General features: G+C 67.5%; 23 protein-coding genes. 14 read left to right on the forward strand and 9 right to left on the reverse strand.

Annotated elements, in window-relative coordinates; genetic code table 11:
- The first annotated feature begins 74 nt into the window (after positions 1-74).
- The 3 genes from A6I89_RS20230 (at position 75) to A6I89_RS20240 (ending at position 4,472) form a co-directional block, all read left to right on the forward strand.
- A complete protein-coding gene (locus A6I89_RS20230; RefSeq protein ID WP_022593645.1) occupies positions 75-1,289 on the forward strand; it encodes an acetyl-CoA C-acetyltransferase in 1,215 nt (404 codons plus the stop codon).
- A gap of 31 nt (positions 1,290-1,320) precedes the next feature.
- A complete protein-coding gene (locus A6I89_RS20235; RefSeq protein ID WP_013414645.1) occupies positions 1,321-3,462 on the forward strand; it encodes a 3-hydroxyacyl-CoA dehydrogenase NAD-binding domain-containing protein in 2,142 nt (713 codons plus the stop codon).
- A gap of 227 nt (positions 3,463-3,689) precedes the next feature.
- Complete coding sequence (locus A6I89_RS20240; RefSeq protein WP_232244861.1) at positions 3,690-4,472, forward strand: alpha/beta fold hydrolase; 783 nt, start codon at positions 3,690-3,692, stop codon at positions 4,470-4,472.
- Positions 4,473-4,660: 188 nt separating this feature from the next.
- Here the strand turns inward: A6I89_RS20240 and A6I89_RS20245 are convergent, their stop codons facing one another.
- A complete protein-coding gene (locus A6I89_RS20245) occupies positions 4,661-6,091 on the reverse strand; it encodes a hypothetical protein (RefSeq protein WP_022593651.1) in 1,431 nt (476 codons plus the stop codon).
- 202 nt (positions 6,092-6,293) lie between these two features.
- Between A6I89_RS20245 and A6I89_RS20250 the strand changes: the two genes are divergently transcribed.
- Genes A6I89_RS20250 through A6I89_RS20260 form a run of 3 tightly spaced genes read left to right on the forward strand, consistent with a single transcriptional unit; the run spans position 6,294 to position 7,808 of the window.
- The gene (locus A6I89_RS20250; RefSeq protein ID WP_232244864.1) at positions 6,294-6,875 is read left to right on the forward strand and encodes a TetR/AcrR family transcriptional regulator; all 582 of its coding nucleotides are present in this window, start codon (positions 6,294-6,296) and stop codon (positions 6,873-6,875) included.
- Positions 6,853-7,011, forward strand: coding sequence for an SDR family oxidoreductase (locus tag A6I89_RS20255; protein WP_022593655.1), 159 nt, complete (start codon positions 6,853-6,855; stop codon positions 7,009-7,011). Before A6I89_RS20250 ends, A6I89_RS20255 begins: the two co-directional genes overlap by 23 nt.
- Before the next feature lie 29 nt (positions 7,012-7,040).
- Positions 7,041-7,808, forward strand: coding sequence for an IclR family transcriptional regulator (locus A6I89_RS20260; protein WP_022593657.1), 768 nt, complete (start codon positions 7,041-7,043; stop codon positions 7,806-7,808).
- A 49-nt stretch (positions 7,809-7,857) separates the two neighbouring features.
- Here A6I89_RS20260 and A6I89_RS20265 read toward each other — a convergent pair whose 3' ends face one another.
- The 3 genes from A6I89_RS20265 to A6I89_RS20275 form a co-directional block, all read right to left on the reverse strand.
- Positions 7,858-9,156 (reverse strand): class I SAM-dependent methyltransferase, encoded by a 1,299-nt coding sequence (locus A6I89_RS20265; protein ID WP_022593659.1) that lies wholly within the window; start codon positions 9,154-9,156, stop codon positions 7,858-7,860.
- Positions 9,153-10,631 carry an FAD-binding oxidoreductase gene (locus tag A6I89_RS20270; RefSeq protein WP_044990342.1) on the reverse strand — a complete coding sequence of 493 codons (1,479 nt, stop codon included), beginning with the start codon at positions 10,629-10,631 and terminating at the stop codon, positions 9,153-9,155. The genes A6I89_RS20265 and A6I89_RS20270 overlap by 4 nt, the downstream gene beginning before the upstream one ends.
- 119 nt (positions 10,632-10,750) lie before the next feature.
- Positions 10,751-12,352, reverse strand: coding sequence for an ABC transporter substrate-binding protein (locus A6I89_RS20275; protein ID WP_022593662.1), 1,602 nt, complete (start codon positions 12,350-12,352; stop codon positions 10,751-10,753).
- Positions 12,353-12,523: 171 nt separating this feature from the next.
- Between A6I89_RS20275 and A6I89_RS20280 the strand changes: the two genes are divergently transcribed.
- From A6I89_RS20280 to recR, 3 genes are read left to right on the forward strand one after another with little or no spacing between them, the layout of a single operon-like run.
- Entirely contained in the window at positions 12,524-12,958 is a 435-nt protein-coding gene (locus A6I89_RS20280; protein WP_005516074.1) for an SRPBCC family protein, read from the forward strand.
- Positions 12,959-13,006: 48 nt separating this feature from the next.
- Entirely contained in the window at positions 13,007-13,330 is a 324-nt protein-coding gene (locus tag A6I89_RS20285; protein ID WP_005516073.1) for a YbaB/EbfC family nucleoid-associated protein, read from the forward strand.
- A gap of 9 nt (positions 13,331-13,339) precedes the next feature.
- Positions 13,340-13,948, forward strand: a complete 609-nt coding sequence (gene recR / locus A6I89_RS20290) for a recombination mediator RecR (protein WP_005516072.1) — start codon at positions 13,340-13,342, stop codon at positions 13,946-13,948.
- On the opposite strand, the gene A6I89_RS20295 is transcribed toward recR, so the two are convergent.
- Positions 13,949-14,884 (reverse strand): LysR family transcriptional regulator, encoded by a 936-nt coding sequence (locus A6I89_RS20295; RefSeq protein WP_005516071.1) that lies wholly within the window; start codon positions 14,882-14,884, stop codon positions 13,949-13,951.
- Positions 14,885-15,039: 155 nt separating this feature from the next.
- On the opposite strand from A6I89_RS20295, the gene A6I89_RS20300 reads away from it, so the two are divergent.
- Positions 15,040-16,365, forward strand: coding sequence for an NAD(P)/FAD-dependent oxidoreductase (locus A6I89_RS20300; RefSeq protein WP_041674534.1), 1,326 nt, complete (start codon positions 15,040-15,042; stop codon positions 16,363-16,365).
- Between the two features lie 67 nt (positions 16,366-16,432).
- Here the strand turns inward: A6I89_RS20300 and A6I89_RS20305 are convergent, their stop codons facing one another.
- On the reverse strand, positions 16,433-17,977 hold the full coding sequence (locus A6I89_RS20305) for an acyl-CoA synthetase (RefSeq protein ID WP_022593664.1): 1,545 nt from the start codon (positions 17,975-17,977) through the stop codon (positions 16,433-16,435).
- Positions 17,978-18,090: 113 nt separating this feature from the next.
- Positions 18,091-19,005, reverse strand: coding sequence for a DMT family transporter (locus tag A6I89_RS20310; RefSeq protein WP_022593665.1), 915 nt, complete (start codon positions 19,003-19,005; stop codon positions 18,091-18,093).
- Positions 19,006-19,079: 74 nt separating this feature from the next.
- Between A6I89_RS20310 and A6I89_RS20315 the strand changes: the two genes are divergently transcribed.
- A complete protein-coding gene (locus A6I89_RS20315; RefSeq protein WP_022593666.1) occupies positions 19,080-19,982 on the forward strand; it encodes a LysR family transcriptional regulator in 903 nt (300 codons plus the stop codon).
- A gap of 6 nt (positions 19,983-19,988) precedes the next feature.
- On the opposite strand, the gene A6I89_RS20320 is transcribed toward A6I89_RS20315, so the two are convergent.
- Positions 19,989-20,924: an oxygenase MpaB family protein gene (locus A6I89_RS20320; RefSeq protein ID WP_044990355.1), complete on the reverse strand. Its 936-nt coding sequence runs from the start codon at positions 20,922-20,924 to the stop codon at positions 19,989-19,991.
- Positions 20,925-20,929: 5 nt separating this feature from the next.
- A complete protein-coding gene (locus tag A6I89_RS20325; RefSeq protein WP_022593668.1) occupies positions 20,930-22,465 on the reverse strand; it encodes an aldehyde dehydrogenase family protein in 1,536 nt (511 codons plus the stop codon).
- A 175-nt stretch (positions 22,466-22,640) separates the two neighbouring features.
- On the opposite strand from A6I89_RS20325, the gene A6I89_RS20330 reads away from it, so the two are divergent.
- Genes A6I89_RS20330 through A6I89_RS20340 form a run of 3 tightly spaced genes read left to right on the forward strand, consistent with a single transcriptional unit; the run spans position 22,641 to position 25,352 of the window.
- On the forward strand, positions 22,641-23,783 hold the full coding sequence (locus A6I89_RS20330; RefSeq protein WP_013414655.1) for an acyl-CoA dehydrogenase family protein: 1,143 nt from the start codon (positions 22,641-22,643) through the stop codon (positions 23,781-23,783).
- An 8-nt stretch (positions 23,784-23,791) separates the two neighbouring features.
- Positions 23,792-24,472: a GntR family transcriptional regulator gene (locus A6I89_RS20335; protein ID WP_022593669.1), complete on the forward strand. Its 681-nt coding sequence runs from the start codon at positions 23,792-23,794 to the stop codon at positions 24,470-24,472.
- Positions 24,473-24,509: 37 nt separating this feature from the next.
- The gene (locus A6I89_RS20340) at positions 24,510-25,352 is read left to right on the forward strand and encodes an oxygenase MpaB family protein (protein ID WP_022593670.1); all 843 of its coding nucleotides are present in this window, start codon (positions 24,510-24,512) and stop codon (positions 25,350-25,352) included.
- Positions 25,353-25,375 lie beyond the last annotated feature (23 nt).

Consider the following 25,375-nt stretch of genomic DNA (forward strand, 5'->3'; position numbering starts at 1 on the left):
GGGGCAGCCGAGGTGTGTGCCGTGTATAGGCAGGTTTGCCGCGCGGCACGCAGACGTGAACAGGAAGGAACACCGTGACCACAGAGGCATTCATCTATGAAGCCATCCGGACCCCGCGTGGCCGGGGCAAGCAGAGCGGATCGTTGCACTCGGTCAAGCCGATCTCACTGGTCACCGGCCTGATCGACGAGCTGCGCACCCGCTTCCCGGACCTCGACGAGGACCGCATCTCCGACCTGATCCTCGGCGTGGTCAGCCCGCTCGGCGACCAGGGCATGGACATCGCGCGTATCGCGGCCACCGACGCCGGCCTGCCCGACACCGTCGGCGGCGTGCAGATCAACCGTTTCTGCGCGTCGGGCCTCGAGGCCGTGAACATGGCCGCGCAGAAGGTCCGTTCGGGCTGGGACGAGATGGTCATCGCCGGCGGCGTCGAGTCGATGTCGCGCGTGAAGATGGGCTCGGACGGCGGCCCGTGGGTCAACGACCCGGCCACCAACTACGACAACTACGTGGTGCCGCAGGGCATCGGCGCCGACCTCATCGCGTCGATCGAGGGCTTCAGCCGTGACGACGTCGACGCGTACGCGGTGCGCTCCCAGGACCTGGCCGCCAAGGCGTGGGCCGGTGGCTACTTCGCCAAGTCCGTCGTCCCGGTCAAGGACATCAACGGCATCACGATCCTCGACAACGACGAGCACATGCGTCCCGGCACCACGGCCGAGAGTCTTGCGGGCCTGGCGCCGGCGTTCGCGATGGTCGGCGACATGGGCGGCTTCGACGCCGTCGCGCTGCAGAAGTACCACTGGGTCGAGAAGATCAACCACGTCCACCACGGCGGCAACAGCTCCGGCATCGTCGACGGTGCCGCGCTGCTGCTCGTCGGCAGCGAGGACGCCGGCAAGGCGATGGGTCTGACCCCGCGCGCCCGCGTCGTCGCGACCGCAACCTCGGGTGCCGACTCGACGATCATGCTGACCGGTCCGACGCCCGCGACGAAGAAGGTCCTCGCGCAGGCCGGTCTGACGATCGACGACATCGACCTGTTCGAGATCAACGAGGCGTTCGCGTCCGTGGTGCTGAAGTTCCAGAAGGACCTGAACATTCCGGACGAGAAGCTCAACGTCAACGGTGGCGCCATCGCGATGGGCCACCCGCTCGGCGCGACCGGCGCCATGATCACCGGAACCATGGTCGACGAGCTCGAGCGCCGCGGCGCCAAGCGGGCCCTCGTCACGCTGTGCATCGGCGGCGGCATGGGTGTGGCCACCATCATCGAGCGCGTCTGACGCTCACGAATCAACCAGGAGAGACGAAACAGTGAGCGATCAGAACATCATCAACTGGGAGCAGGACGCGGACGGCATCGTCGTGCTCACCATCGACGACCCGAACCAGGGCGCGAACACCATGAACGACCGCTACATCTCGTCGATGCGGGACACCGTCGACCGGCTGTACGCGGAGAAGGACTCGATCACCGGCGTCGTGCTGACGTCGGGGAAGAAGACGTTCTTCGCCGGTGGCGACCTCAAGAACCTGATCAAGGTCGGCCCCGAGGACGCCGAGCAGATCTTCGAGCACTCGCTCAACCTCAAGGCGGACCTGCGTCGCCTCGAAACTCTCGGTAAGCCCGTCGTCACGTGCATCAACGGTGCCGCTCTCGGCGGCGGCCTCGAGATCGCGCTCGCGACGCACCACCGCATCGCGGCCGACGTCAAGGGCGTCAAGATCGGTCTGCCCGAGTCCACGCTGGGTCTGCTTCCGGGTGGCGGCGGCATCGTCCGCACCGTCCGCATGTTCGGCATCATGACGGCACTGACCCAGTTCCTGCTCCAGGGCCAGCAGCGTGGTCCGCAGCAGGCCAAGGAGGTCGGGCTCATCGACGAGGTGGTCTCCTCCGTCGAGGAGCTGGTCCCCGCCGCGAAGGCGTGGATCAAGGACAACCCGGAGTCCGGTGTGCAGCCGTGGGATGTCAAGGGCTACAAGATCCCCGGTGGCACCCCCGCCACCCCGGCGTTCGCCGCGAACCTGCCGGCCTTCCCGGCGAACCTGCGCAAGCAGCTCAAGGGCGCGCCGATGGAGGCTCCCCGCGCGATCATGGCCGCGGCGGTCGAGGGCAGCCAGGTCGACGTCGACAACGCGCTGCTGATCGAGTCGCGCTACTTCACGAAGCTGGTCACCGGCCGCGTCGCGAAGAACATGATCCAGGCGTTCTTCTTCGACATGCAGGCCATCGGGTCCGGTGCCTCGCGGCCGAAGGACATCCCCAAGCGTGAGATCAAGAAGGTCGGTGTCCTCGGTGCCGGCATGATGGGCGCGGGCATCGCGTACGTGTGCGCCAAGGCCGGAATCCCGGTGGTGCTCAAGGACGTCACGATCGAGGCGGCGGAGAAGGGCAAGGCGTACTCCGAGAAGATCGAGGCCAAGGCGCTCTCGCGGGGCAAGACCACCGAGGAGAAGTCGAAGGCACTGCTGTCGCTGATCACGCCGTCCGCGGATGCGGCCGACTTTGCCGGCGTCGACTTCGTGGTCGAGGCGGTCTTCGAGTCTCCCGACCTGAAGAAGAAGGTGTTCCAGGAGATCGAGGACATCGTCGAGCCCGACGCGCTGCTCGGCTCGAACACCTCGACGCTGCCGATCACCGACCTCGCGACCGGCGTCAAGCGGTCCGAGGACTTCATCGGCATCCACTTCTTCTCGCCGGTCGACAAGATGCCGCTGGTCGAGATCATCCGCGGGGAGAAGACGTCCGACGAGACCCTCGCCCGCGTCTTCGATTTCGTCCAGGCGATCCGCAAGACCCCGATCGTCGTCAACGACTCGCGCGGCTTCTTCACCTCGCGTGTCATCGGCACGTTCGTCAACGAGGCCATCGGCATGGTCTCCGAAGGCATCGAGCCGGCCACCATCGAGCAGGCGGGCATGCAGGCCGGCTACCCGGCCGCGCCGCTGCAGCTCTCGGACGAGCTGAACCTGACGCTCATGCAGAAGATCCGCGCCGAGTCGAAGGCCGCCGCGTTGGCCGAGGGCAAGGAACTTCCGGCCGACCCTGCGGGCGACGTCATCAACTACCTCGTCGAGGGCAACGATCGTAAGGGCCGCCTCGGCGGTGCCGGGTTCTACGACTACGCGGACGGCAAGCGCACCGGCCTGTGGCAGGGGCTGCGCGACCACTTCAAGTCCGGCTCGGCCACCCCGCCGCTGCAGGACCTGATCGACCGCATGCTGTTCATCGAGGCCATCGAGACCCAGAAGTGCTTCGACGAGGGTGTCATCACGTCCACCGCCGACGCCAACATCGGCTCGATCATGGGCATCGGCTACCCGGCCTGGACCGGTGGCGTCAGCCAGTTCGTCGCCGGATACCCGGGCGGCAAGGCCGGATTCGTCGCTCGCGCCGAGGAGCTCGCCGCCAAGTACGGCGAGCGCTTCACCCCGCCGGCGTCGCTGAAGGGCTAGTCACACAGCTCCACCCACGGCACCCCCGCCCGGCCCCGGGCGGGGGTGCCGTTGCGTTCGGGACATCCGGGTTTCGAACCGCGCACGCAGATCGGGGCTCACACAGCGGGAAGACTGCAGACGGAACGCCTTCGCCCGGCCTAGATTCGCAGTGACGCAGACCACAGAAGGGTGAGGGCATCTTGGCGAACTGGACGCACCACCGCGCACGAATCAACGGGCTCGACATGCATTACGTGACAGAGGGGGAGGGCCCGCTCGTCGTCCTTCTGCACGGCTTCCCACACACGTGGTTCAGTTGGCGTCATCAGATCGGTGTGCTGGCCGACGCGGGATACCGGGTCGTGGCACCGGATCTGCGCGGCATGGGGCAGACCGATGTTCCCGATCGCCTCGAGGACTACCGCGTCGACAACGTCGTCGCCGACATCTGCGGGCTGCTCGACCACCTCGGTCACGACAGCGCCGTGTTCTCGGGTTTGGACTACGGACAGTTCATCGCCTACGACGTCGCGATCGAGCACCCGGAGCGGGTGCGGGGCGTGATCGGTCTACAGAATCCGTTCTACGCGTCCTACGACCGACTTCCCAGCGAGATCGAAAGGGAGCGCGGGCGAGAGCATTTCAACCACATGTCGTACTACCTCGACGACCCGGAAGGGGCCCGCCTCGATCTCGACGGGAATCCACGCGAGATCCTCAAGAAGATCTTCCACGTCCTCTCCGGCGACGGTGACTTCGCACAGGTGTGGCAGTATCCGCCGGGCACCACATATCGACAGGCGTTGCCGCAGCCGCCGGCCCTGCCGTGGTCGTGGCTGTCGGAATGGGAGTTGGAAACCTACGTCTCGGAGTACTCACGCAGCGGTTTCGCCGGCGGGATCAACTGGTACCTCGCCGCGGACATGAACTGGACGTACCGCAGGTCCCGCCCCCGACAACATCACCCGACCGCCCTTCTACTTCCTGTGCAGCGCGTCGGACGTCGACCTCCTGAACTGGCACGGTGACGACCCGATCGACAAGCTGAAAGAGCATCACGCCGACGTTCGTGCGGTCCGCACAGTCCCGGGCGGCGGGCATCTGCTCGCAATGGAGAACCCGACCGAGGTGAACAAGGTGCTGCTCGATTTCCTCGCGGACCTCGACAGGTCGCCGTCGACCTGACGATGACGACCTGTCGAGATCGCCACGGGCACTAGCCGAGAAGTCGTTCGGTGTAGGCCGCTGCCCGCTCCTCGAGTTGTGTCACACGCTGGGCCGGTGTCACTCGCGTGGTCTCGGCCGGGAGCGCCGCATCGAGATCGGCGAGGTCGACGAGGCGGGCGGACCGTACCGTACGTGATAGTTCGACGTCTGCAGGGACCGACTGCCAGCGGATCGCGTACATCCCTCCGTCGATCCCGTTCGTGTCCAACCAGTTCCAGACTCCCGGATCCTCGGCGGAAATGACGTAGGTGATCGTCCCGTCCGGGTTGGGCCGGGCCTGGGCCTGGTTGAGGCTCCCTGGCCGATCGACGTACTCGCGCGCGACGCCCCACGGATCGGTCAGCTGGAATCCGAGGTAGCGCGCACCGACCGGATCGAGCGTCACGACCAGCGCCTGATCGGGGCCGAGCGCGAAGTGCCCGCTGGTCGCGAATCCGAAGCCCGAACCGCGGACTGCAGGAGCCTGAACGTCGTTGGCCGCCTTGGAATAAATGAACGTGTTGTCCCAGTCGAGCCAGTACCGGCCGATCGTGCGGAGCAGATCTGCGGTTTGTTTCGCCAACTGTTCGGGGGTGCGGGAGGTGTGGGCCGTGGGGCCGGCCGTGCGCTCGATCTCGAGCCGCGACGGCTGCTCCTCGGCCCAGTTGTTCAGCGAGTCCCGTGCGATGAGGAGTCTGGCCGCGGCGGTGGTGCGGATGTGGTTGGGGCGTCCGTCCGCGGGCTTAGAGTCGACGGTGATCGTGAACGATCCGTCTGGATCGATCTGCATCCGATCGGAGGTGAGCGAGCCCAGGACGGGCGCGCCCTCCTTCGTCACCGCTCCGGTTCCGGGGAGCTGGCCGTAGAGGACGAAGGACAGCTGAGCGGGGCGCCGTTCCGGCATGCGACCGTGAATGACGAACGACGACTGGCCGTCGACGGCTGTGTGGCGATACACGTTGTCGGGGTTGTCGATTCCGTAGCCGGAACGGTGCACCTCGAATCCGTGCCAGCAGTGCGGAGCCGTCACCATCCACGAGAACCTGGGGTGACTCGGATCGTCGGTGACCACTGTTTGCGCCCCGGCCCGGGCGATCGAGTCGACGGCCTCTTCCAGGGTGGCCTGGCCGGCGCGGGTGGTGCCCTGTGGGTCGGCGCGGTACATCGCTGCGACGTCGGCCTTCGCTGCACGCACCAGCGGATGCGCCGCCACCTCCTCGACCGTTCTCTCGAATGCGAGCTGACCGGGGGTGTCGAGCGCGGCGCCGGGCGCGAAGCTCCGGTCACATCCGCCGTCGGAGCTTCCACCGGCAGAACTGCCGGTCGAAAGGCTGCCGGTCGGTGAGGAACCGAGTGGACCGGCGCCCGACATCGTGGGCAGGAGGACAGTGACGGCCGCTGCCATCAGTCCCGCGGTCAGGATGCGTCTGTGTACTGGCATGGAATCTCCTCGTTCATCGCTTCCCCGTGTCGAGGGTCGCGGCTTCGGGGTGCCTGCGAGCGATACCCCGGAAGTGGGGAACAGGCTGTGTACGAACTGGTTCGGGCCTCCTGGGCGGTTCTGCAGCCAGTGGCGGTCCGGACGCGGGATCTGCGCCGTGCTGTGGTTGATTTCACAGTAGACGACCGTCTACTGTCAAGGGGTGAGCGAAGGCGAGGTGGCCGACAAGGCCTGGGGCAGAGACGAAGTGCGCAGAGCGGTACGAATGGCGGCTCGCAGGCTGCTCGCCGCGAAAGGGCTGTCCTTCAGCATGCGTGAGCTCGCGGCCGACGCCGGCGTCAACCTCGGGTTGATCCACAAACACGTCGGGAACAAGGACGACGTCGTTCGGGCGGTGCTCGCGCGAAGTCACGAGAAGTCGGCGGCGATCGTCGCGGGGGTCGACTCGCTCCCCGAGGCCGTGCGTGCATTGTTCATGGTGGGAGTCGCCGACCCCGAGTACGTGCGAATCGTCGCGTGGTTGAACCTGCACGGACGTTCGGATCTCGTTCCGAACGAGGACATGGACGCCTTCGAGGCGCTCACCCGGTCCTCGGACGTCTCCGTCGACGATCGGGTTCGGCAGATGGCAGTGCTGGCTGCGATCTCCGGCTGGTCGTTGTTCGGGAGCGGGATCTTGCAGTCGTCGGAGATTCCCGACGCCGAACGGGAGATCTACGAGGCGCGGATCGCCGATCTTCTGGCGACGATCGCGAAAGGGGATGCACCGCCGAGCGGCGCCTGAGGTGCACGAACTGGTCCCGTTGAAGCGCTGGGGCAAGCCCGCCGACATCGGTTCGGCGGCCGTGTTCCTCGCCTCGGAGCAGGCCAACTATATTACGGGGCAGCAAATCTCGGTGTCAGGTGGATTCGGTGTCTGACCTGCTGCCCTAGCAGAGAGGACGCGGCCGTGTCAGATGACCGTGAACAGGCTCCGGCCACGTCGATGCTCGACCGGATCGAACTGGTGCTCGAGGCACTCGACGACAACGGTTACCTGACGCTGAGCGAGACCACCCGGCTCACGGGAATCCCCAGCTCGTCCGCGCACCGTCTCCTGGAGAAGATGGTGTCGATGCGGTGGCTCAACCGGGTCGGCTCCCGCTACGAGCTGGGGATCCGCCTGTTCGAACTGGGCTCGCGGGCCATCCGCAACCACTGGTTCCACCGCGTTTCGCTGCCGATCATGCAGGACCTGCACCGCACGACCGGCGCTGTCGTCCACCTCGCGTTCCTCGACGGCGCCGACGGCGTCTACTGGGAGAAGCTGTCGGGATCGTTCGGGGCCAACGTGCCGTCCCGGATCGGCGGACGCTACCCGGCGCACCGCTCGGCGGTCGGCAAGGCGCTGCTCACCCAACTGCCGCCCGAGGCGCTGGACGGTCCGGTGTTCGATCATCTCGAGACCGGTATCGTCGGCGGCCGCCGTGCGCTGCGCGAGGAACTCGACCGCGCGGTCTCCGAGGGTGTCACGTACGACAGGGGCACGTTGTCGCCGTCGCTGGGGTGCGTCGGGGCGGCCGTGTCGAAGGGGATCCCCAAGCCGGCGGCGATCTCGATCTGCGGTCCGGTGGACCGGATCACGACGGACCGGCGCATGATCGAGGCCGTCCAGCGGGCGGCTGCGGCGATCGAGAAGGCAGCGCGTCAGGTCGACGTCGCCTCTCGCACCACGTGACGGAGGGCCGCCGTCCGAGTGGACGACGGCCCTCCGGGTCTCGGTCGGGTCAGCCCTTCCACCACGGGCGCAGCGGCACGTCCGCCTCGCCGTTCGGGCCGAGCTTGACGGCCAGCACCTGGTGGAGCTGAACGACGTTGCGCTCGAAGCCCAGTCGCGAACCTGCCATGTACAGGCCCCACACCTTCGCGGTGCCCTCGCCGACCTCGGCGACGCACTTGTCCCAGTTGTCCACCAGGTTCCGGCACCAGGCCGCCAGGGTGAGCGCGTAGTGCTCGCGCAGGTTCTCCTCGTGGCGCACCTCGAGCCCCATGTTCTGGATCTCACTGATGATCCGGCCGGAGCCGGTGAGCTCGCCGTCCGGGAAGATGTAGCGGTCGATGAAGTAGCCGGCTTTCGCGCCGCCGCGGTTGCCGGGGCGGGTGATGCAGTGGTTGAGCATCCGGCCGCCGACCCGCAGCTTGTCCTTCATGAACCCGAAGTACGACGGGTAGTTGTGCACACCGATGTGCTCGGTGAGACCGATCGAGGAGATGGCGTCGAACCCGGTCTCCGGCACGTCGCGGTAGTCGGAGAAGCGGACCTCTGCCAGATCTTCCAGGCCCTCCTCGCGGATCGCCGCCTGCGCCCACTCGGCCTGCTCGCGGGACAGCGTCGCTCCGATGACCTTGACGCCTCGACGGGCCGCGTAGCGGACCATGCCGCCCCAGCCGCAGCCGATGTCGAGGAGGCGATCGCCCTCCTTCAGCCCCAGCTTGTCGAACACCAGGCGGTACTTGTTCTCCTGCGCGTCCTCGAGGCTCTGGTCCTCGGACTCGTAGGCGGCACACGTGTAGGTCATCGACGGGCCGAGGACGTACTCGTAGAAGGTGTTGGAGACGTCGTAGTGGTGGTGGATCACCTCGGCGTCGCGAGTCTTGGAGTGCCGCAGGCCTTCCGCGAAGCGGCGCCAGCGGGGCAGGTGTTCCTGCGGCGGCGGCGCGATGGGGCGCAGGTTGTCCCATCCGATCGAGCGGGTGATGGCCGCGAGTTCCTTCGCCGACGGGCGGTGGAAGTGCAGGTCGGTCATCGCCTTGAGGATCTCGTAGGGATCACCGGGGTGGACACCGATGGCCTCGAGTTCCCCGGAGACGTAGGCGCGGGCCATGCCGAGGTCGCCCGGTGCGGTGGCCAGGTAGGTGGTACCGCGGGTCGAGTTCAGGTGCAGGCCGTACGGCGCGTCCTCCGGGCCCGTCGCGCTGCCGTCGTAGGCGGTGAAGCGCAGCGGAATCCGGCCGTCGGAGACGGTATCGACGATCTCCGCGATCGTGAGCCTGTGCGGGTCGGATTTCGTCCTGAGGGTCGTCACTTTCGTTGCACCGCCTTCGAATAGAGGTCCAGTAGACGTGAATCGGGGTCGTAGCGCTTCTTGATCTGGGTGTAGTGGTCGCCGCCGTACAGCAGCGCGAAGTCGTCCTCGGTGTAGAACGACTCGGAGTAGAGGGACTTGTGGCCGTCGAGCTCGCTGACCTTCTCCTCGATCCGCCGGTTGGCGGCGCCGACGGGCTCGCCGGGCACGATCGGCACCGAGGACCAGAAGCCCACGTTGACGTAGGTGCGTCCGGGGTCGAGGGGATACAGGGGCCACGGCCGCGGTACGGCCTCGTGCTTCGGCCGCGGTGCGGCCTCGTGATCGGTCCGATCGGTGGTGGATGCGGGTTGTGCGGGTTCGCGGAGCCGCAACGGGCACAACCACAGCGGTTCGATCGGGATCTCGTCGAGGAACCAGCTGAGGAACTGCTCGCAGCGGTCGATCGGCACCTCGATGTCCTGCACGACCCGTTCGCGCGGGGGCCGACCCTTCCGCGCCTCGAGCCGGTCGCCGATGTCGTACTTCTGGTCGAGTCCGATGAGCTTCCAGTAGAAGCTGCTGCGCAGGTACCGCTTCGGCCAGAATCGGCGGATCTTCGGGTTCTGGGTCCCGAAGGCGCGCGAGCACCAGAACCAGTCGGTGTCCCAGCGCCAGAGGTAGTCGCGGATGGTCAACCGGTCGGTCTTGGGGTGGTTGATCGATTCGTGCTGGATGGACCGGTAGTAGATGTCCATGTCGGTGTAGTCGCTGACCGGGCCCGGCTCGTCGGTCTGCGCGCCGAGCGTCAGATAGGCCTCGGTGGCGGTGAAGACCGTGCCGTCGAGGTAGTCGACGTCGACGCCGTCCCATGTGCGGTCGGTGACGATGCGCGCCATCGTCTCCTCGAGCTGCTTCAGGTCCGTGAAACGCAGATGCCGCAGCGAGACGAACCGCTTCACCGGTTCGAGCTCGATGCGGATGCGCGTCGAGTAGCCGAGAGTGCCATACGAATTGGGGAACGCGTGGAACAGGTCCGCGTACTCGTTGTCGGGGGTTGCGGTGACGATCTCGCCGTTGCCGGTGAGGATGTCGATCTCGAGGACCGATTCGTGCGGGAGACCGTTGCGGAACGACGTCGACTCGATGCCGAGACCGGTCACGGCGCCGCCGAGAGTGATGGTCTTGAGCTGCGGCACCACCAGCGGCGCCAGCCCGTACGGAAGTGTCGCGTCGACGAGGTCCTCGTACGTGCACATCCCCTGCACGTCGGCGGTGCGCGCGTCCGGGTCCACCGAGATGACGCCGCTCAGACCGGACACGTCGAGGCCCGGGGCGGTGCTTTTCGCCCGCGCGCGGAACAGGTTGGACGTCTTCTTCGCCAGGCGCACGTTCGCGCTCGGCGGGATCGCCCGGTAACTGGACAGCAGGCGTCGGACCCCCGCACTGTGCGCGGCAAGCCCGATTTCGCGGATACCACTCTTTGAGTCGGCCACGCACTGACGCTATCGCTAGTCGGATCGGTCGGCCATCGATATCCCGGTGAGTCAAAAATATATAGCTATGCTAACGACCGCGCGGGGCGTCCCGGAGCACCCGGGACGCCCCGCGTCGATCACTGTCCGACCCAGGCCTGGTCGAGCAGCATGATGTTGTCCGCGTTGCGCTTGACGCCGTGGACGTTGCTGTCCCACGCGGTCAGCACCTTGCTCGGACCCCACACCGCGTACGGGATCGTCTCGTTCGCGCGCGTCTGCACCTTGGCGATGGCGGCCTTCTTGGCGTCGTCGGTGGTCGCGGTCTTCACCTCGACGAGCAGTGCGTCCATCTGCGGGTCGGCATAGCCGGCCGCGTTGTTGCGCGAATCGCTGCCCATGCCGCCGTACAGGCGCAGGTAGGGCGCCTCGTCCATGAAGGCGAACGCCGCACGGGTCAGGTCGAAGTCGTGCTCGACATACAGCTTGCGCACCAGGTCGGTCGTGCTGTTGACGTACTCGATCTGAACGTCGAAGCCCACCGAGTTGAGCGATGCCTGGGCTGCCAGTGCGGCGGCCTCGGCGCTCTTCTCGCTGGTCGCCAGGTACTTCAGCTTGCCGTCGTAGCCGTCGGCCTTGGCCTCGGCCAGGAGTTGCTTCGCCTTGTCGGGGTCGAACGCCACGCCCTCGGCGCCCGACGACCAGCGGGAGCTGTCCGGCACGAGCGTCGAGGCGGCGATGCCCAGACCGTCGTTGGCGCGCTGATTGATCGCCTGCGGGTCGACGCCGTACGCGACCGCCTGCCGCACGCGCACGTCGGCGCCCGGGCGGCCTTCGCGGGCGTTGATCATGCCGAGTGCGCCGAGTCCCTGGATGTCGAGGTACCCACTGAAGCCGGCGTTCACGGCATCCCGGATCGTCGCCTCGTCACGCAGGATGTAGGCCATGTCCAGCTGGCCGCTCTGCAGCGACTCGAACTGTCCGCGAGCGCCGTTCGTCGGAACGAACCGGAGCTTGTCGAGGTTGGGGCGACCGTTCCAGTAGTCCTCGCGCGGGCTGAGCACGATCTCCTCGTTGGGCGCGAAACGCGTCAACGTGAACGGACCCGCGCCGATCGGGGTGAATTTCCCGTCCGCCTCGGAGTTCTTCGAGACGACCATGCCCGGGCCCATCGCCAACAGCACGGGGAAGTCGTTCCACGGCGCGTTGAGCGTGAAGGTCACGGTCTTCGCGTCCGGGGTGGCGATCGAGGTCACCGAGTTGGCCCACACCTGCGAGACGTCGGCGCGTGCGGCGACGAAACGGTCGATGCTCCACTTGACGGCGTCGGCGTCGACCGGCGAGCCGTCGCTGAACGTCGCGCCCTCGCGCAGCTTCACGGTGAACTGGGTGTAGTCGGCGTTGTGCTCGAGGGACTCGGCGAGCTGCGGCTCGAAGGTGCCGGATTCGGCGTCGGTGCGGATCAGGGTGTCGTAGATCGCGGCCATCTCGGTGCCGCCGGTGGAGCCCGCCGCCTGGGTCTTCGTCGGATCGAGCGCGTTCGGGAACGAATACGAACCGAACGTCACGGTGCCGCCGCGGACCGGATCTCCGGCGTCCTGGGCGACGTTGACCGGGCCGGTCGTGACGGCCGATCCCTCGTTCGACTGGCCGTCGGCGGACGCGCATCCGGCCACGAGCACGGCTGCCGCCGCACCGAGCGCGGCCAGTCGGATGCCCGACCGGAACCACAAGTTCTTCAAAGCTCACCTCGCTGTTTCGTTGTTTCGAGGCGGAGATTAGGACAAATGCCCCATGTCTGTGGCGTAGGTCTCAGTGAGTGAAAACGGTGCGTTGGGTCACTCCGCGGGGCCTGGAAGCGGGGCCGGTCGAGCAGGCAGGATGGAGGAAACCCCGAGCAAGGAGACGTATCAGTGGCACAGGTCAGCGCGAGCAGTTCGATCACCCTCACCGCGACGCCGGAGCAGGCGCTCGGTGCGCTCACGGACTACGAGACGATGCGCCCGAGGATCCTGCCCCAGCAGTACCGCGACTACCAGGTCCTCGAGGGCGGCCAGGGGGAGGGGACCGTCGCGCAGTGGACGTTGCAGGCCACTGAGAAGCGGTCGCGCAACGTCAAGGCGACCGTGACGGTCTCCGGCAACACGATCACCGAGCGCGACGCGAACTCGTCGCTCGTCACCACCTGGACCGTCGCTCCGTCCGGCGCCGGGTCCACGGTCACCACCTCCACCGAGTGGAAGGGCGCCGGCGGTATCGGCGGCTTCTTCGAGCGCACCTTCGCTCCGCTGGGGCTGCGCCGGATCCAGGAGGCCACCCTCGCGAATCTGCAGCGCGAGCTGGCCTAGGGCCGACGGACTAGGCTGGCGAACCGACCCGAAGAAAGGACCAGTCCCGTGCAACCAGGTGGACAGCCCGACATGCAGCAGCTCCTCGCGCAGGCGCAGCAGATGCAGCAGCAGTTGATGGCGGCGCAGGCCGAGATGTCGCAGGCCGAGGTGACTGGCCAGGCGGGTGGCGGTCTGGTGACCGCGACGGTCAAGGGCACCGGTGAGGTCGTCGGTCTCACGATCGATCCCAAGGTCGTCGACCCGGAGGACATCGAGACGCTGCAGGATCTCGTGATCGGTGCGATCGCCGACGCGTCGAACAAGGCTCAGGAGATCGCGGCGAGCAAGCTCGGCCCGCTCGCCGGCGGCCTGCCCGGACTCCCCTTCTAGAGGCGCGCCTTGTACGAAGGTCCCGTCCAGGACTTGATCGACGAGCTCGGCAAGCTGCCCGGCATCGGACCCAAGAGCGCCCAGCGCATCGCGTTCCATCTCCTCTCGGTCGAGCCGCCGGAGATCGACCGGCTCCAGGCGGTTCTGCAGAAGGTGCGTGACGGCGTCCAGTTCTGCGTGGTGTGCGGCACGGTCTCCGAGGAGGAGAAGTGCCGCATCTGTTCCGACCCGCGCCGGGACCGGACGATGGTGTGCGTCGTGGAGGAGCCCAAGGACGTCCAGGCGATCGAGCGCACGCGCGAGTTCAAGGGGCGCTATCACGTGCTGGGCGGTGCACTCGACCCGCTCAGCGGTATCGGCCCGGACCAGTTGCGGATCCGGGAGCTGTTGGCGCGCATCGGAAACCAGGAGGACGGCGTCGACGTCAGCGAGGTGATCATCGCGACCGATCCCAATACCGAGGGCGAGGCGACGGCGACCTACCTGGTGCGGATGCTCCGCGACTTCCCGGGACTGACGGTGTCCCGGCTGGCGTCGGGCCTGCCGATGGGCGGCGACCTCGAGTTCGCCGACGAGCTCACCCTCGGCCGCGCGCTCTCGGGGCGACGGACGCTGTAGCTACCGCTCTTCCGGTGTGCCCCTGATCTGCTGCGGCGGATTCAGGGGCACACTGCTGTCCGCGGTCACGGTGTGGCGCAGCGACTGCACGAGGCTGGCCAGTCCGGGCGACGACGCCGCACCGCTGCGGACGATGCCGCTCACCGGCACCCGCAAGCGGTTGTTGCGCTCTCGCATCACGCACAGGCCGGTCCCCGGGACCTCGGCGACCGTGCTCGCGTACAGCACCGTCCACGCGCGCGGGTTCGTGATCACGTCGAGGATCGCGGTGTGGTCGCGGGCGAGCGGCGGGCCCAACTGGACCCGTCGCCCGACGTCGACGAACGCGTTCTCGACCACGGTGTGGATCAGGATCTGGCTGTGCCGGGGCGGCAGCAGCAGCGGGTAGGGGGCCAGTTCGCTCAGTTCGACGGTGGAGAACGCCGACACCGGGTGGTGATTGGACGTCGCGATCATCAGGTCCTCGACGCCCAGTTCGACGGTCTCGAGCCCGGGCCGGTCCACCTCGCCGCGGATCAGTGCGATGTCCGCGTCACCGGCCGACACCGCGTCGATGCGGTCGGTGAAGTTCTTGATCACGAACTCGATGTCCAGGCCGGGGTGTTTCTCCCGGACGTCGGCGATCGCGGCGAGGCTCTGCGGCGCGAAGCTCATGCTGGCGGTGATCCTGATGCGGTTACGGGGCTCCTTCGCGACCGCGAACGCCCTCGTCTCGAGGGCCAACACCTCCTGCGCGATGGGCACGAGCCGGGAGCCGGCCGGGCTCAGCTTCACCACCCGGGTCGAACGTTCGAACAGCGGCGCACCGAGTTCCTGTTCGAGCTTGTTGATCTGGTGGCTGATGGCAGATTGCGAAATGAAGCAGCGTTCCGCCGCCCTGCTGAAGCTGAGTTCCTCGCTCACCGCAAGGAAGTAGCGCAGCTGACGAAAGTCCATGACGCCATCCTACTTATGAGCGATCCAGATAACTGTTCTCGGAATATCCCTGATTACTGGCGTAAATGTCCTTAGCGCTCCTACGGTGTCTCTCATACATCTCGACAAGGTCTCTCGAAAATCTCGAGAAGGAGGCAACCGTGAGCGAAGCAGTTATCGATCGGACCGAAGTTGTGATCGTCGGTTCCGGATTCGGTGCCCTCGCCACGGCGAAGAAGCTGGCCAAGGCCGGCAAGCGGTTCGTCCTCATCTCGGAGACCACCGAACATCTCTTCCAGCCGCTGCTGTACCAGGTGGCCACGGGTGTTCTCGCCGCCGGTGAGATCGCCCCCTCGGTGCGCGCGATCCTCGCGAAGTACCCCAACGCCGACGTCCGCCTCGGCCGCGTCGTCGACGTGCACCCCGAGGAGAAGGAACTCGTCTACGAGGCCGCCGGCGAGCGTCACACGATCGGCTACGACTCGCTCGTCGCCGCCACCGGTGCCCGGCAGAGCTACTTCGGGCGCGACGAGTTCGCGAAGGTCACCTACGCGCTCAAGACCGTCGAGGACGCCGAACGCCTGCGCGCCCAGATCGTGCGCTGCTTCGAGGAGGCCCACACCACCACCGACCTCGAGCGACGCAAGAACCTGCTGAGCTTCATCGTCATCGGTGCCGGCGCCACGGGCGTCGAGCTCGCCGGTCAGATCAAGGAGCTCGCGGGCCGCTACTTCGAGCAGTCGATCCGCGGCATCACCGCCGACGACGTCACCGTCACCCTCGTCGAGGGCGCGGGTGTCGCGATGCCGGCGTACGGCGGCAAGCTCAGCGAGTACACCAAGGAGTCGCTCGAGAAGTCGGGTGTCGAGGTCGTCCTCAACACGCTCGTCACCGACATCGACGAGCACGGCGCCACCCTCAAGGCCCACGGTAGCGAGACCGGTGAGCGTCGCACCGCCGAGACCGTCATCTGGTCGGCCGGCGTGCAGGCCAACGACTTCGCGGCGGCGCTCGCCGAGCGCACCGGCTGCGAGACCGACCGCGCCGGCCGTCTGCTCGTCAACCCCGACCTCACCGTCGGTGGCCGCGCCGACATCTTCGCGGTCGGCGACATGACGTCGCTGAACAAACTGCCCGGCCAGTCGCCCGTCGCGATGCAGGGCGGCCGCCACGTCGCCGCCACCATCCTCGGAAAGACCAAGCGCGGCACGCCTTTCAAGTTCCGCGACAAGGGCTCGATGGCGATCATCAATCGCTTCCGCGCGGTCACCAAGGTCAAGAGCATCGAGCTCACCGGCTTCGTCGCGTGGGTGCTGTGGCTCGCCGTCCACATGGTCTACCTGGTGGGCTTCCGCAACCGCTACGTCGCGGTGATGTCGTGGTTCGGTTCATTCCTCGGCCATCGGCGTCCGCACTTCTACTACGCACAGGAGATCGGGCCGATCCAGGCGCCCGACGCGCGCGTGACCGACGACGACCAGCCTGCGAAGGTCGCCGCCTAGCTTCACCGACGACGGGCGGTTACTGCGCCATCGGCCGAGAGCCGAACGCAGTAACCGCCCGTTTCGGCTATGCGAGAGCGCGCAGTGCGGCGTCGCGCAGGTCGTGCTTCTTGACCTTGCCGGTGGCCAGCCGCGGCAGGTGGTCGCAGAACTCGATCGTCTTCGGCACCTTGTACTTGGCGAGGTGTTCGAGGACGTACGCCCGCAGCGTCTCCGCGGTGTCGTCGTCGCCGGGCACCCCGGGATCGAGTTCGACGACGGCGTGCACGTACTCGCCCATCTCCGGGTCGGGCAGGCCGAACACCGCGACGTCGGCGACGTCGGGGTGCGCCGCGAGACACGACTCGATCTCGGCCGGGTAGATGTTGACGCCGCCGGAGATGATCATGAACGACTTGCGGTCGGTCAGGAACAGGTAGCCGTCCTCGTCGACGTAGCCGACGTCGCCGACCGTGGACAGGCGTGGATTGCTCGGGTGCCGGGAGTCGGCGGTCTTGTCGGCGTCGTTGTGGTACTCGAACGGCACGACGTCGCGCTCGAAGTACACGGCGCCGATCTGACCGGCGGGCAGCGGCCGCCCCTCCTCGTCGCACACCACGGGGGTGCCGAGCACCGGGCGGCCGACGGATCCGGGGCGCTCGAGCCACTCGTCGGCGGTCAGGAATGTCATGCCCATTCCCTCTGTGCCCGAGTACAATTCGCTGACGATCGGACCCAGCCAGTCGATGGTCGCCTGCTTGACGGCGGGCGGGCACGGCGCCGCGGAGTGCAGGAAGTCCTGCAGCGACGAGACGTCGAACGAGGTGCGCTCGTCGTCGGGCAGCTTGAGCAGCCGGACCATCATCGTCGGCACGACCTGGGTGTGGGTGACCGAGTACTTCTCGATGTTCGCGAGGAACTCGCGGGCGTCGAAGCGGTCCATCAGCACCACGGTGGCGCCGAGGCTCTGTGCGCCGGCGGACCACTGCAGGGCCGCCGAGTGGTACATCGGAGCCGGGACGAGATACGTCGACTCGTCACTCATGCCCAGCAGCGTCTTCGCGAAGTGCCCGACGTTCATCCCGCGCGGGTCGTCGATCGTGATGCCGGTGAGCGGGCGTCGGATGCCCTTGGGGCGTCCGGTGGTTCCCGACGAGTACAGCATCATGTCGCCGCGGGGCTGCTCGGCGAGCGGCACCGGGGCGAACTCGGCCATCGACTCCTCGTACGACTCGAAGCCGACGACGACACCGTCCATCATGAACACGTGCGGCCGCTCCGTCAGTTCGTCCACGACCGCGGACGCGAGGTCCGCGAGGCGGAAGGTGGTGACGAGAAGCTTTGCCTGGCAATCGGTGACGATGTAGGCCGCCTCGTCTGCCGTGAGATGCCAGTTGACGGCCGTGATGTACAGGCCGGACCGCACGGCGGCCCAGTACACCTCCAGGAATCGTGGATGGTTCTCCGCGAGGATCGCCACGTGGTCACCTTTGCGGAGACCGAGCGCGAACCATTGTTGGGCAAGCTGGTTGGAGCGGTCCTCCAGCTCGCGGTAGGTCACCACCTCGCCGGTGGGTGTGAAGACGACCGCCGGTCGCTCGGGCGCGGTTGCCGCGTGGATGCCCGGGTACATCTCGAGAAGCCTCCTGGGTGTCTGAGTCGTGGTGCAGGGATGCACGGTGACACTCGACGCGTGTCCGGTGTCACAGTGGACGGGACCTCGCGCCGATGGAACGAGAATCTCGTTCAGCGGGACCGGTCGGGCCGCGACGCGACGTACCACGCGGTGGCGACGACGGTCGCGCAGCCGACGAGCTGCAGGGTCGACGGGCGTTCGCCGAGCAGCGCCATCGCGGCCGCGATCGCGAGCACCGGTTGCAGGAGCAGCAGCGTGGCGCCTACCTCCGGCGCGAGTCGGGGGAGCGACCGGCCGAGCAGCATCCAGCCGAGGACCTGCGCCGACACGGCGAGGGCTGCGAGCCAGCCGAACGCGGCCCATCCGGGCGCCAGGTCGACGGTGCCCCACACGGACCCCAGGGCGGAGCCGACCACACCCGCGGCCGCGGTGGAGACCAGGACCTGGGTGCCGGCAGTGGCAGCCGTGCCGCGCCCGCCGACGACGAAGATGTAGCCCGCGTACGCCACCCCGGACAGGAGGGCCAGAAGCGTCCCCCACAACAGGTCCGGACTGGTCGCACCGTCGTCGACGACGCCCGCCGTGAGTGCGATGCCGGCGAACAGCACCGGGATCGTCGCGACGAAGCGGGCCGGAATCCTGGTGCCCAGGAACAGGAACGACAGCAGCGGCACCACCGCCACCTGAATGTTGACGAGCACCGTGGAGATGCCCGCCCCGACGAGCATGATGGCCTGCGACCACAACGCGAAGTCGACACCGAGCAGCGCCCCGGCGACGGCGAACCGCACCGCGTCCGCGCGGCTCGTCCGACGGCTGCGCCGGTGCTCTCGCCACGCGAGCACGGCCAGCGGCGGCAGCGCCAGCGCGCAGCGGAAGAACACCGACGTCGCGGGGGAGACGTCGGCGAGGCGGATGAACACCGCGGTCAGGGAGATGCAGGCCGCTCCCGCCACGGCCAGCGCGCGCGCGTCGGTGACGCGGCCGGCGGCGAGGGGAACGCTGCGAACTTCGACGATCTGCACGGGCTCAATTGTTGGGTCTACCTGCACAAACAACAACTAAGAAGTATTTCTCGAGATTCGGTAGTGTTGCTTCCGTGTTGAACCTCGACCGCGTCCGGGCATTGTGTGCGGTGGCCCGCTCCGGGTCCGTCGCGGCGGCTGCGCGGGTTCTGCACGTGACGCCGTCGGGCGTGTCGCAGCAGTTGGCGAAACTCGAGCGTGAAGTCGGGGTCGCACTGCTCGAACCGGCGGGGCGCGGGGTGCGTCTGACGCCCGCGGGAGAACTACTGGCGCGCCGCGGCGGCGAGCTGTTGGCCCGCGCGTCCGGCGTGGAGGCGGAGATAGCCGCGATGGCCAGCGAGGTGGTGGGCCCGCTGCGGTTCGGTGCCTTCGTGACCGCGTCGCGGCTGGTGCTCCCGTCGGCGGTGGGGACGCTTCTGTCCCGGTATCCGCTGCACGTGACGGTGACCGAGGCCGAGACCGAGGTGACCCTCGAGTCCGTCGCCCGCGGCCGTATCGATGTGGGTGTCGTCGACAGTTGGGAATCGGCGCCGGTCGATGTTCCGGCGCACCTGGAGTCGCGACTGATCCACCGCGACACCGCCGATCTCGCGCTGTCCGTCGATCATCCGTGTGCGCGGGACGCCGAGGTGCGGTTGTCGAGTCTCGCCGACATGCCGTGGGTGGCCTGGGGGTCCGGCACCGCATTCCACGAGTGGCTGGTGGTCACCCTGCGTCGGCAGGGTTTCGAGCCGCGCGTCGATTTCGAGGCGTCGGACGTCTCGACACACCTCGCGTTCGCGGCGGCAGGACTCGCGGCCGCGCTGGTTCCCCGGCTGGCAATGGACCGCACGCCAGAGGGGGTGGCGCTGGTGGCGACCGAACCGCGCCTGCACCGCGACATCTACGCGGTGTGGCGGGCCGACAACGCCGGCCCGGCCGTGCGCGCGGGTATCGACGCGGTGGAGGACGCGTTCGGGCGTAGGAGAACGGCGTAGGAGAACTCAGTTCGCCCGTTGCGGGTGATCGTGCTCGACACCCAGGTCGCGGGGGCAGTAACCCACCGGATAACCGGGATAGGTGCGATTGTCCGGGTCGGTTGCCGCCGACGAAGTCCGACGTTTGGGTAGCAGGCGCACCACCGCGGACCGCGCACGCAGGCCCGCCTCGGCCACCGCTCGCACCCTGGGCGACCCCTTCGGGAACCCGAAAGCGAGCGACATGCGTTCGTCGATCAACGCGTACACGGCTGTGGCGACGGGTCTGGCGAGGAAGCCGGGGTACCACGACTGGAACAGCTCGAGCGTGTACGTGCCGATCCGATGATTGTCGTCGCTGTAGACGAACTTCTCCCGCTCGTAGTCCATCTTGAACCGATGGAATTCCTGGTAGGAGTCGGGGATGTGCTTGATCCCCATGCGAATTCCCACCTGACGGTAGAAGTGGAACGAGGCGAGCCGCTCGTGTGGGTGCAGTCTGCGCCAGCCGTAGCGGTCGATCCAGTCGATCGGGTCGTACACGAACGTCGACAGCACGTACAACATGTCGTCGTTCGAGATCGTGTAGCGGCCGTGCATGCGGTTGATGTTGCGCAGGGACTCCCGGCCGCGGGGCGAGTCGTAGCCGTGCTCGACCAGTTCGCTCATCAGGAGGGCGGTGTCGTCGTAGCGCTTCTGCGGTCGCTTCTCGAACTCGCCCGTGCGGGCCAGGAGTTCGGAGATCGACGGCACGCAGTAGGTGCGGAACAGGGCGAACTCGAGCGATCGTTGGTAGTCCCACGGGAACTCGTACCCCGAGGTGATCCGCAGGATGTCCTGGTGCCGGGTCACCGGATCGAGGCCCTCGACGACCTTCACCCACCCCCGCCGCCCCGGTCGTGGTCGCGGATCGCGGTCCGGGCCGGGGAAGCTTCCCGCGCGGCGTCCGTTCGTCAGGGTCATCGCCGTCACCGCCCGTGCCGAGCCTTGAGCATCCACGCGGAGATCTTCATGTCTCGCGCCGATCGCTCGAGCGTCAGCAGATTCAGTGGCGCCGAGAACTTCTGGACGGTCACGGCCTTGGGCCGGCTGAACTCGCGCAAGCCGTCGGCGCCGTGGATGCGCCCGAACCCGGACTCACCGATGCCACCGAACGGCAACGACGGGATTCCGGCGAAACCGAGAACCGAGTTCACCGACACCATGCCGGTGCGCAGACGGTCCGCTATGTCCCTGCCGCGACTGCGGTTCGACGTGAAGACGGATGCTCCGAGGCCGTACGAGGTGGCGTTCGCGCGCTCGATGCCCTCCTCGATGTCGCGCACCCGGTTGACCACGACGGTCGGACCGAACGTCTCCTCGCACACCGCCGACGACGATTCCGGGACGTCGGTGAGGATCACCGGCTCGACGAAACGCTCGTGCACCGAGTCGATTCCGCCGGTCACTGCGCGAGCGCCCTTCTCCAGAGCGTCGGCGATGTGGTTGCGGACGACGTCCACCTGGCGCGGCAGCGTCATCGGTCCGTAGGTGTCGGCGTCGGACCCGCCCGGTCGGACCCGCTCGACCGCGGCCGTGAACTTGTCGAGGAACTGGCGGTACACCGGTTCGGCGACGTAGATGCGTTCGACACCGGCACATGTCTGGCCGGCGTTGCCGAACGCGCCGAACGCGGCGAACTCGACCGCCTTGTCGAGGTCGGCGTCCTCCGCGACCAGCATCGCGTCCTTGCCGCCGCATTCCGCAACGAGGGGAGTGAGGGTTTCGGCGCAGACCGCCATGACCTTGCGGGCCGTGGGGCCGGATCCGGTGAACGCGATCTTGTCGACGCCGGCGCGACACAGGTCTGCACCGGTTGCGCCGAGGCCCGTGATCACCTGGAGCACGGGTTGGGTGGGGGCGAGCGAGTTCCACTTGGCCTCGAGCCACTTTCCGACACCCGGGGTGAGCTCACTGGGCTTGAAGACGATCGCGTTGCCGGCGGCGAGGGCGTACGAGATCGATCCCATCGGGGTGTACACGGGGTAGTTCCACGGTCCGATGACCCCGACCACCCCGAGCGGCTTGTAGCCGAGGGTGGCCGATTGGTTGGCGCTCACCAGTCCGGACGAGACCCGGCGCGGTTTGAGTACCTTCTTCGCGTTGCGGGCGGCCCAGTCCAGATGCTCGACGGCGAGCATCACCTCGAGCAGGGCGTCGTCGTGCGGCTTGCCGGTCTCGGCCGAGATCACCCGTGCCAGGTCGTCGCCGTCCGAGGCGATCGCCTTCTTGAATTCGAGCAGCCAGTCGCGACGGCCGCGGAAGCCCTGGGCGTCCCACCAGCGCGCCGCGCCGCGCGCCCGCTCGACGGCCGCTCGGACGTCGGCGGCGGTGGCGACCGGGTATTCGGCAAGCGTTTGCCCCGTCCGCGGATCCAGGCTCGCGAAGGTCGTCGCCGCGTCCTGCGCGGCGGGTTCGACGGTTGATCCGGGTGCAGCGTCGCTCGAAGACAGTTCTCGGGTCATGTCGGGCTTCCTTCGTGCCGGGGATCGCATCACATATATGTGATGTGATTTACTGTGTTGACGCTCACACTATTGGTCCCGGCAGACGGGGACAACCCCACGCGCGGTATCCGCGGCCGATCGTGGCGTTCGAGCCCTCGCTTCACTCGACTCTTCGCAGGCAGGAGCACATCAGGTGACGATCGACTTCACCGCCGAGCAGCAGGCCTTCGCGCAGGCCGTGGCGGCGTTCTGCCGCAAGGAGTGCGGCACTCGCGAGCAGCGTGACGCCCTCACCGGTCGCGGCGAACACAACCACAACCAAGACCTCTACCTGAAGATGGCCGACCTGGGCTGGCTGGGCATCACGGTGCCCGAGGAGTACGGCGGTTCTGCCGGCACCGCAGTCGACATGTGCATTCTGCTGGAACAGGCGGCGCGGGGGATGGCGCCGATCGGCGGGGTTGGCCCCACGCTCATCACCGGCGCAGCGTACGCCAAGTTCGGCACCGACGCCCAGAAGGAGACCGTGCTCGGTGGCATCGTCCGGGGTGCATCCGAGTCGATCTCGATGTCCGAACCCGAGGCGGGCTCCGATGTGGGGAATCTCAGCTGCAAGGCCGAGAAGGTGTCCGGCGGCTGGCTGATCAACGGACAGAAGACGTGGTGTTCCAACGCGCATTTCGCCGAGAACATCCTGTTGGTGGCCCGAACCGATCGCACCGGATCGAAGCACGAGGGGTTGACGATGTTCCATCTGCCGGCCGACACGCCGGGACTGAAGATCAGCGGCATCGCAACGATGGGTGGCAAGGAGGTCAACGACCTCTATCTCACTGACGTGCTGCTCCCCGAGGACGCGGTGGTCGGCGAGGTGGGACAGGGATGGACGCAACTGATGACCGGCCTCAACATCGAACGCCTGATCCTGGGCGCCATGATGCTCGGCACGGCCCAGCGGGCATTCGACGACGCGCTCGAATTCGTCACGCAGCGAAAGCAGTTCGGACGGCCGGTCGGAACCTTCCAGGCGCTGCGGCACCGTATCGCCGACCTCGCGACCGAGATCGAGTGCACCCGGCTACTGGTGTACAACACCGCGCGACTGGTCGACGACAACCCGACGAAGATGTTCCCGCGCGAGGCGTCCATGGTGAAGCTCAAGGCCACGGAGACCGCGAAGAAGGTGGCCCTCGAGGGAATGCAGATGATGGGCGGGTACGGCTACGCCACCGAATTCGACATGGAGGGCCACGTCCGCAAGACCCTGGTCGCGTCGATCTACGGTGGTACCAACGAGATCCAGCGCGACATCATCGGCAAGACGTACGGGCTGTAGGGGGTGCCATGGCTGCGCCGGTTCGGCCCACGCGGCCCCTCCGCCGGACCCAACTCTCCGACGACGTGGCGGCGCACCTGCGTGGTGCCGTCATGTCGGGCCGGCTGCGGACCGGCGCATTCGTCCGCCTCGACGAGACCGCGGCCGAACTCGGGGTGAGCGTCACCCCGGTGCGGGAGGCGTTGCTGACGCTCCGGGGAGAGGGGATGGTCGAATCGGTCCCCAACCGTGGATACGTCGTCTCGCCGCTGGATCGAGACGACGTGTACGACATCTTCTGGCTGCAGGGCCGGATCACGGTGGAACTGGCGGTGCGTGCCTCCGGTTCGGCGGACGCCGACGACCTGGCGCGGCTCACCGATCTCAACGCGGTTCTCCACGACGCGGTCGGCGCGACCGATGCGGAGCGGATTGCCGAGGCCGAGTACGAGTTCCATCGCGAACTGTGCCGTATCGCGGGCGGCCCCAAGCTTGCCTGGTTCCTGGCCGGCGCGGCCCGGTACACGCCGCATCAGCTGTACGCGGCCGACCCGGAGTGGGGTGCCCTCGCCGTGCGCGCCCACGCGGATCTGATCGCGGCGATCGCGGCCCGCGATGGTGCCGCGGTCGTGCGGCACACTCGGATCCAGTTCGACGACGCGGCCGACCGGCTCGTGGCGCACCTCGAGCGGAGCGGGATCTGGCAATGACCGACCACCGTCCATCACCCGACGAAAGCGACGACCGATGACGATCGATGCCACCACGCGGCCGCGCCGCGCGCTCCCGGACTCCCTGGACCCGCCCGCCGGATCACTGGACCTCGCCGATTTCGTGGGCGAGTCCATGCTGTTGATCGGCGCCGGAGCCACCGTGTTGTTGCAGTTGGCGCTGCCGGGCGTCGGCCGTGGAGTCGCCGAGCACAGCTCGACCCTCGAGCGTCCCCTGGACCGGTTGCGGACGACCATGACGTACGTGTACGCCGTCACCCTCGGCACTCCCGAGGAGAAGCAGGCGGTGGTGCGGCTGGTCAACAAGGCGCACGTCCCGGTGCGGTCGGAGCGGTACAACGCATTCGATCCCGAACTGCAGCTGTGGGTAGCGGCAACGTTGTACCGCAACGGTTCCGACATGTACCGCCGATTCTTCGGTGAACTCGCTGACGCCGACGCGGATCGGCTGTACCGACAGTCCGCGGTGTACGGGACGGCGCTGCAGGTCAGGGACGACATGTGGCCGGCCACCCGTGCCGAGTTCGACGCCTACTGGGACCGGATGATCGAGAGCGCGGAGGTCGACGACCAGGTGCGCGCGTACGTGCGCGGACTGCTCTCCGGCGGTAAGGCCCCGCTACCTGTCCGCTTGACGATGCCGCTGCAGCGCTTCTTCACGATCGGCCTGCTGCCGCCCCGGGTGCGGGACCAGTTCGCCCTGCCGTGGAGCCCGCGCGATCAACGGCGATTCGATCGGCTCATGACCGTCCTGCCCGTCGTCTACCGGCGGGTGCCGCGACCGATACGGCAGGTGACAGCGACGTTCTACCTGTGGGATATGCGCCGGCGCCTTGCGGCACACCGGCATCTGATCTGAGCATCGCCGTCGCGCACGGACGC

This window comes from Prescottella equi, assembly GCF_002094305.1.
Taxonomy (GTDB): domain Bacteria; phylum Actinomycetota; class Actinomycetes; order Mycobacteriales; family Mycobacteriaceae; genus Prescottella; species Prescottella equi.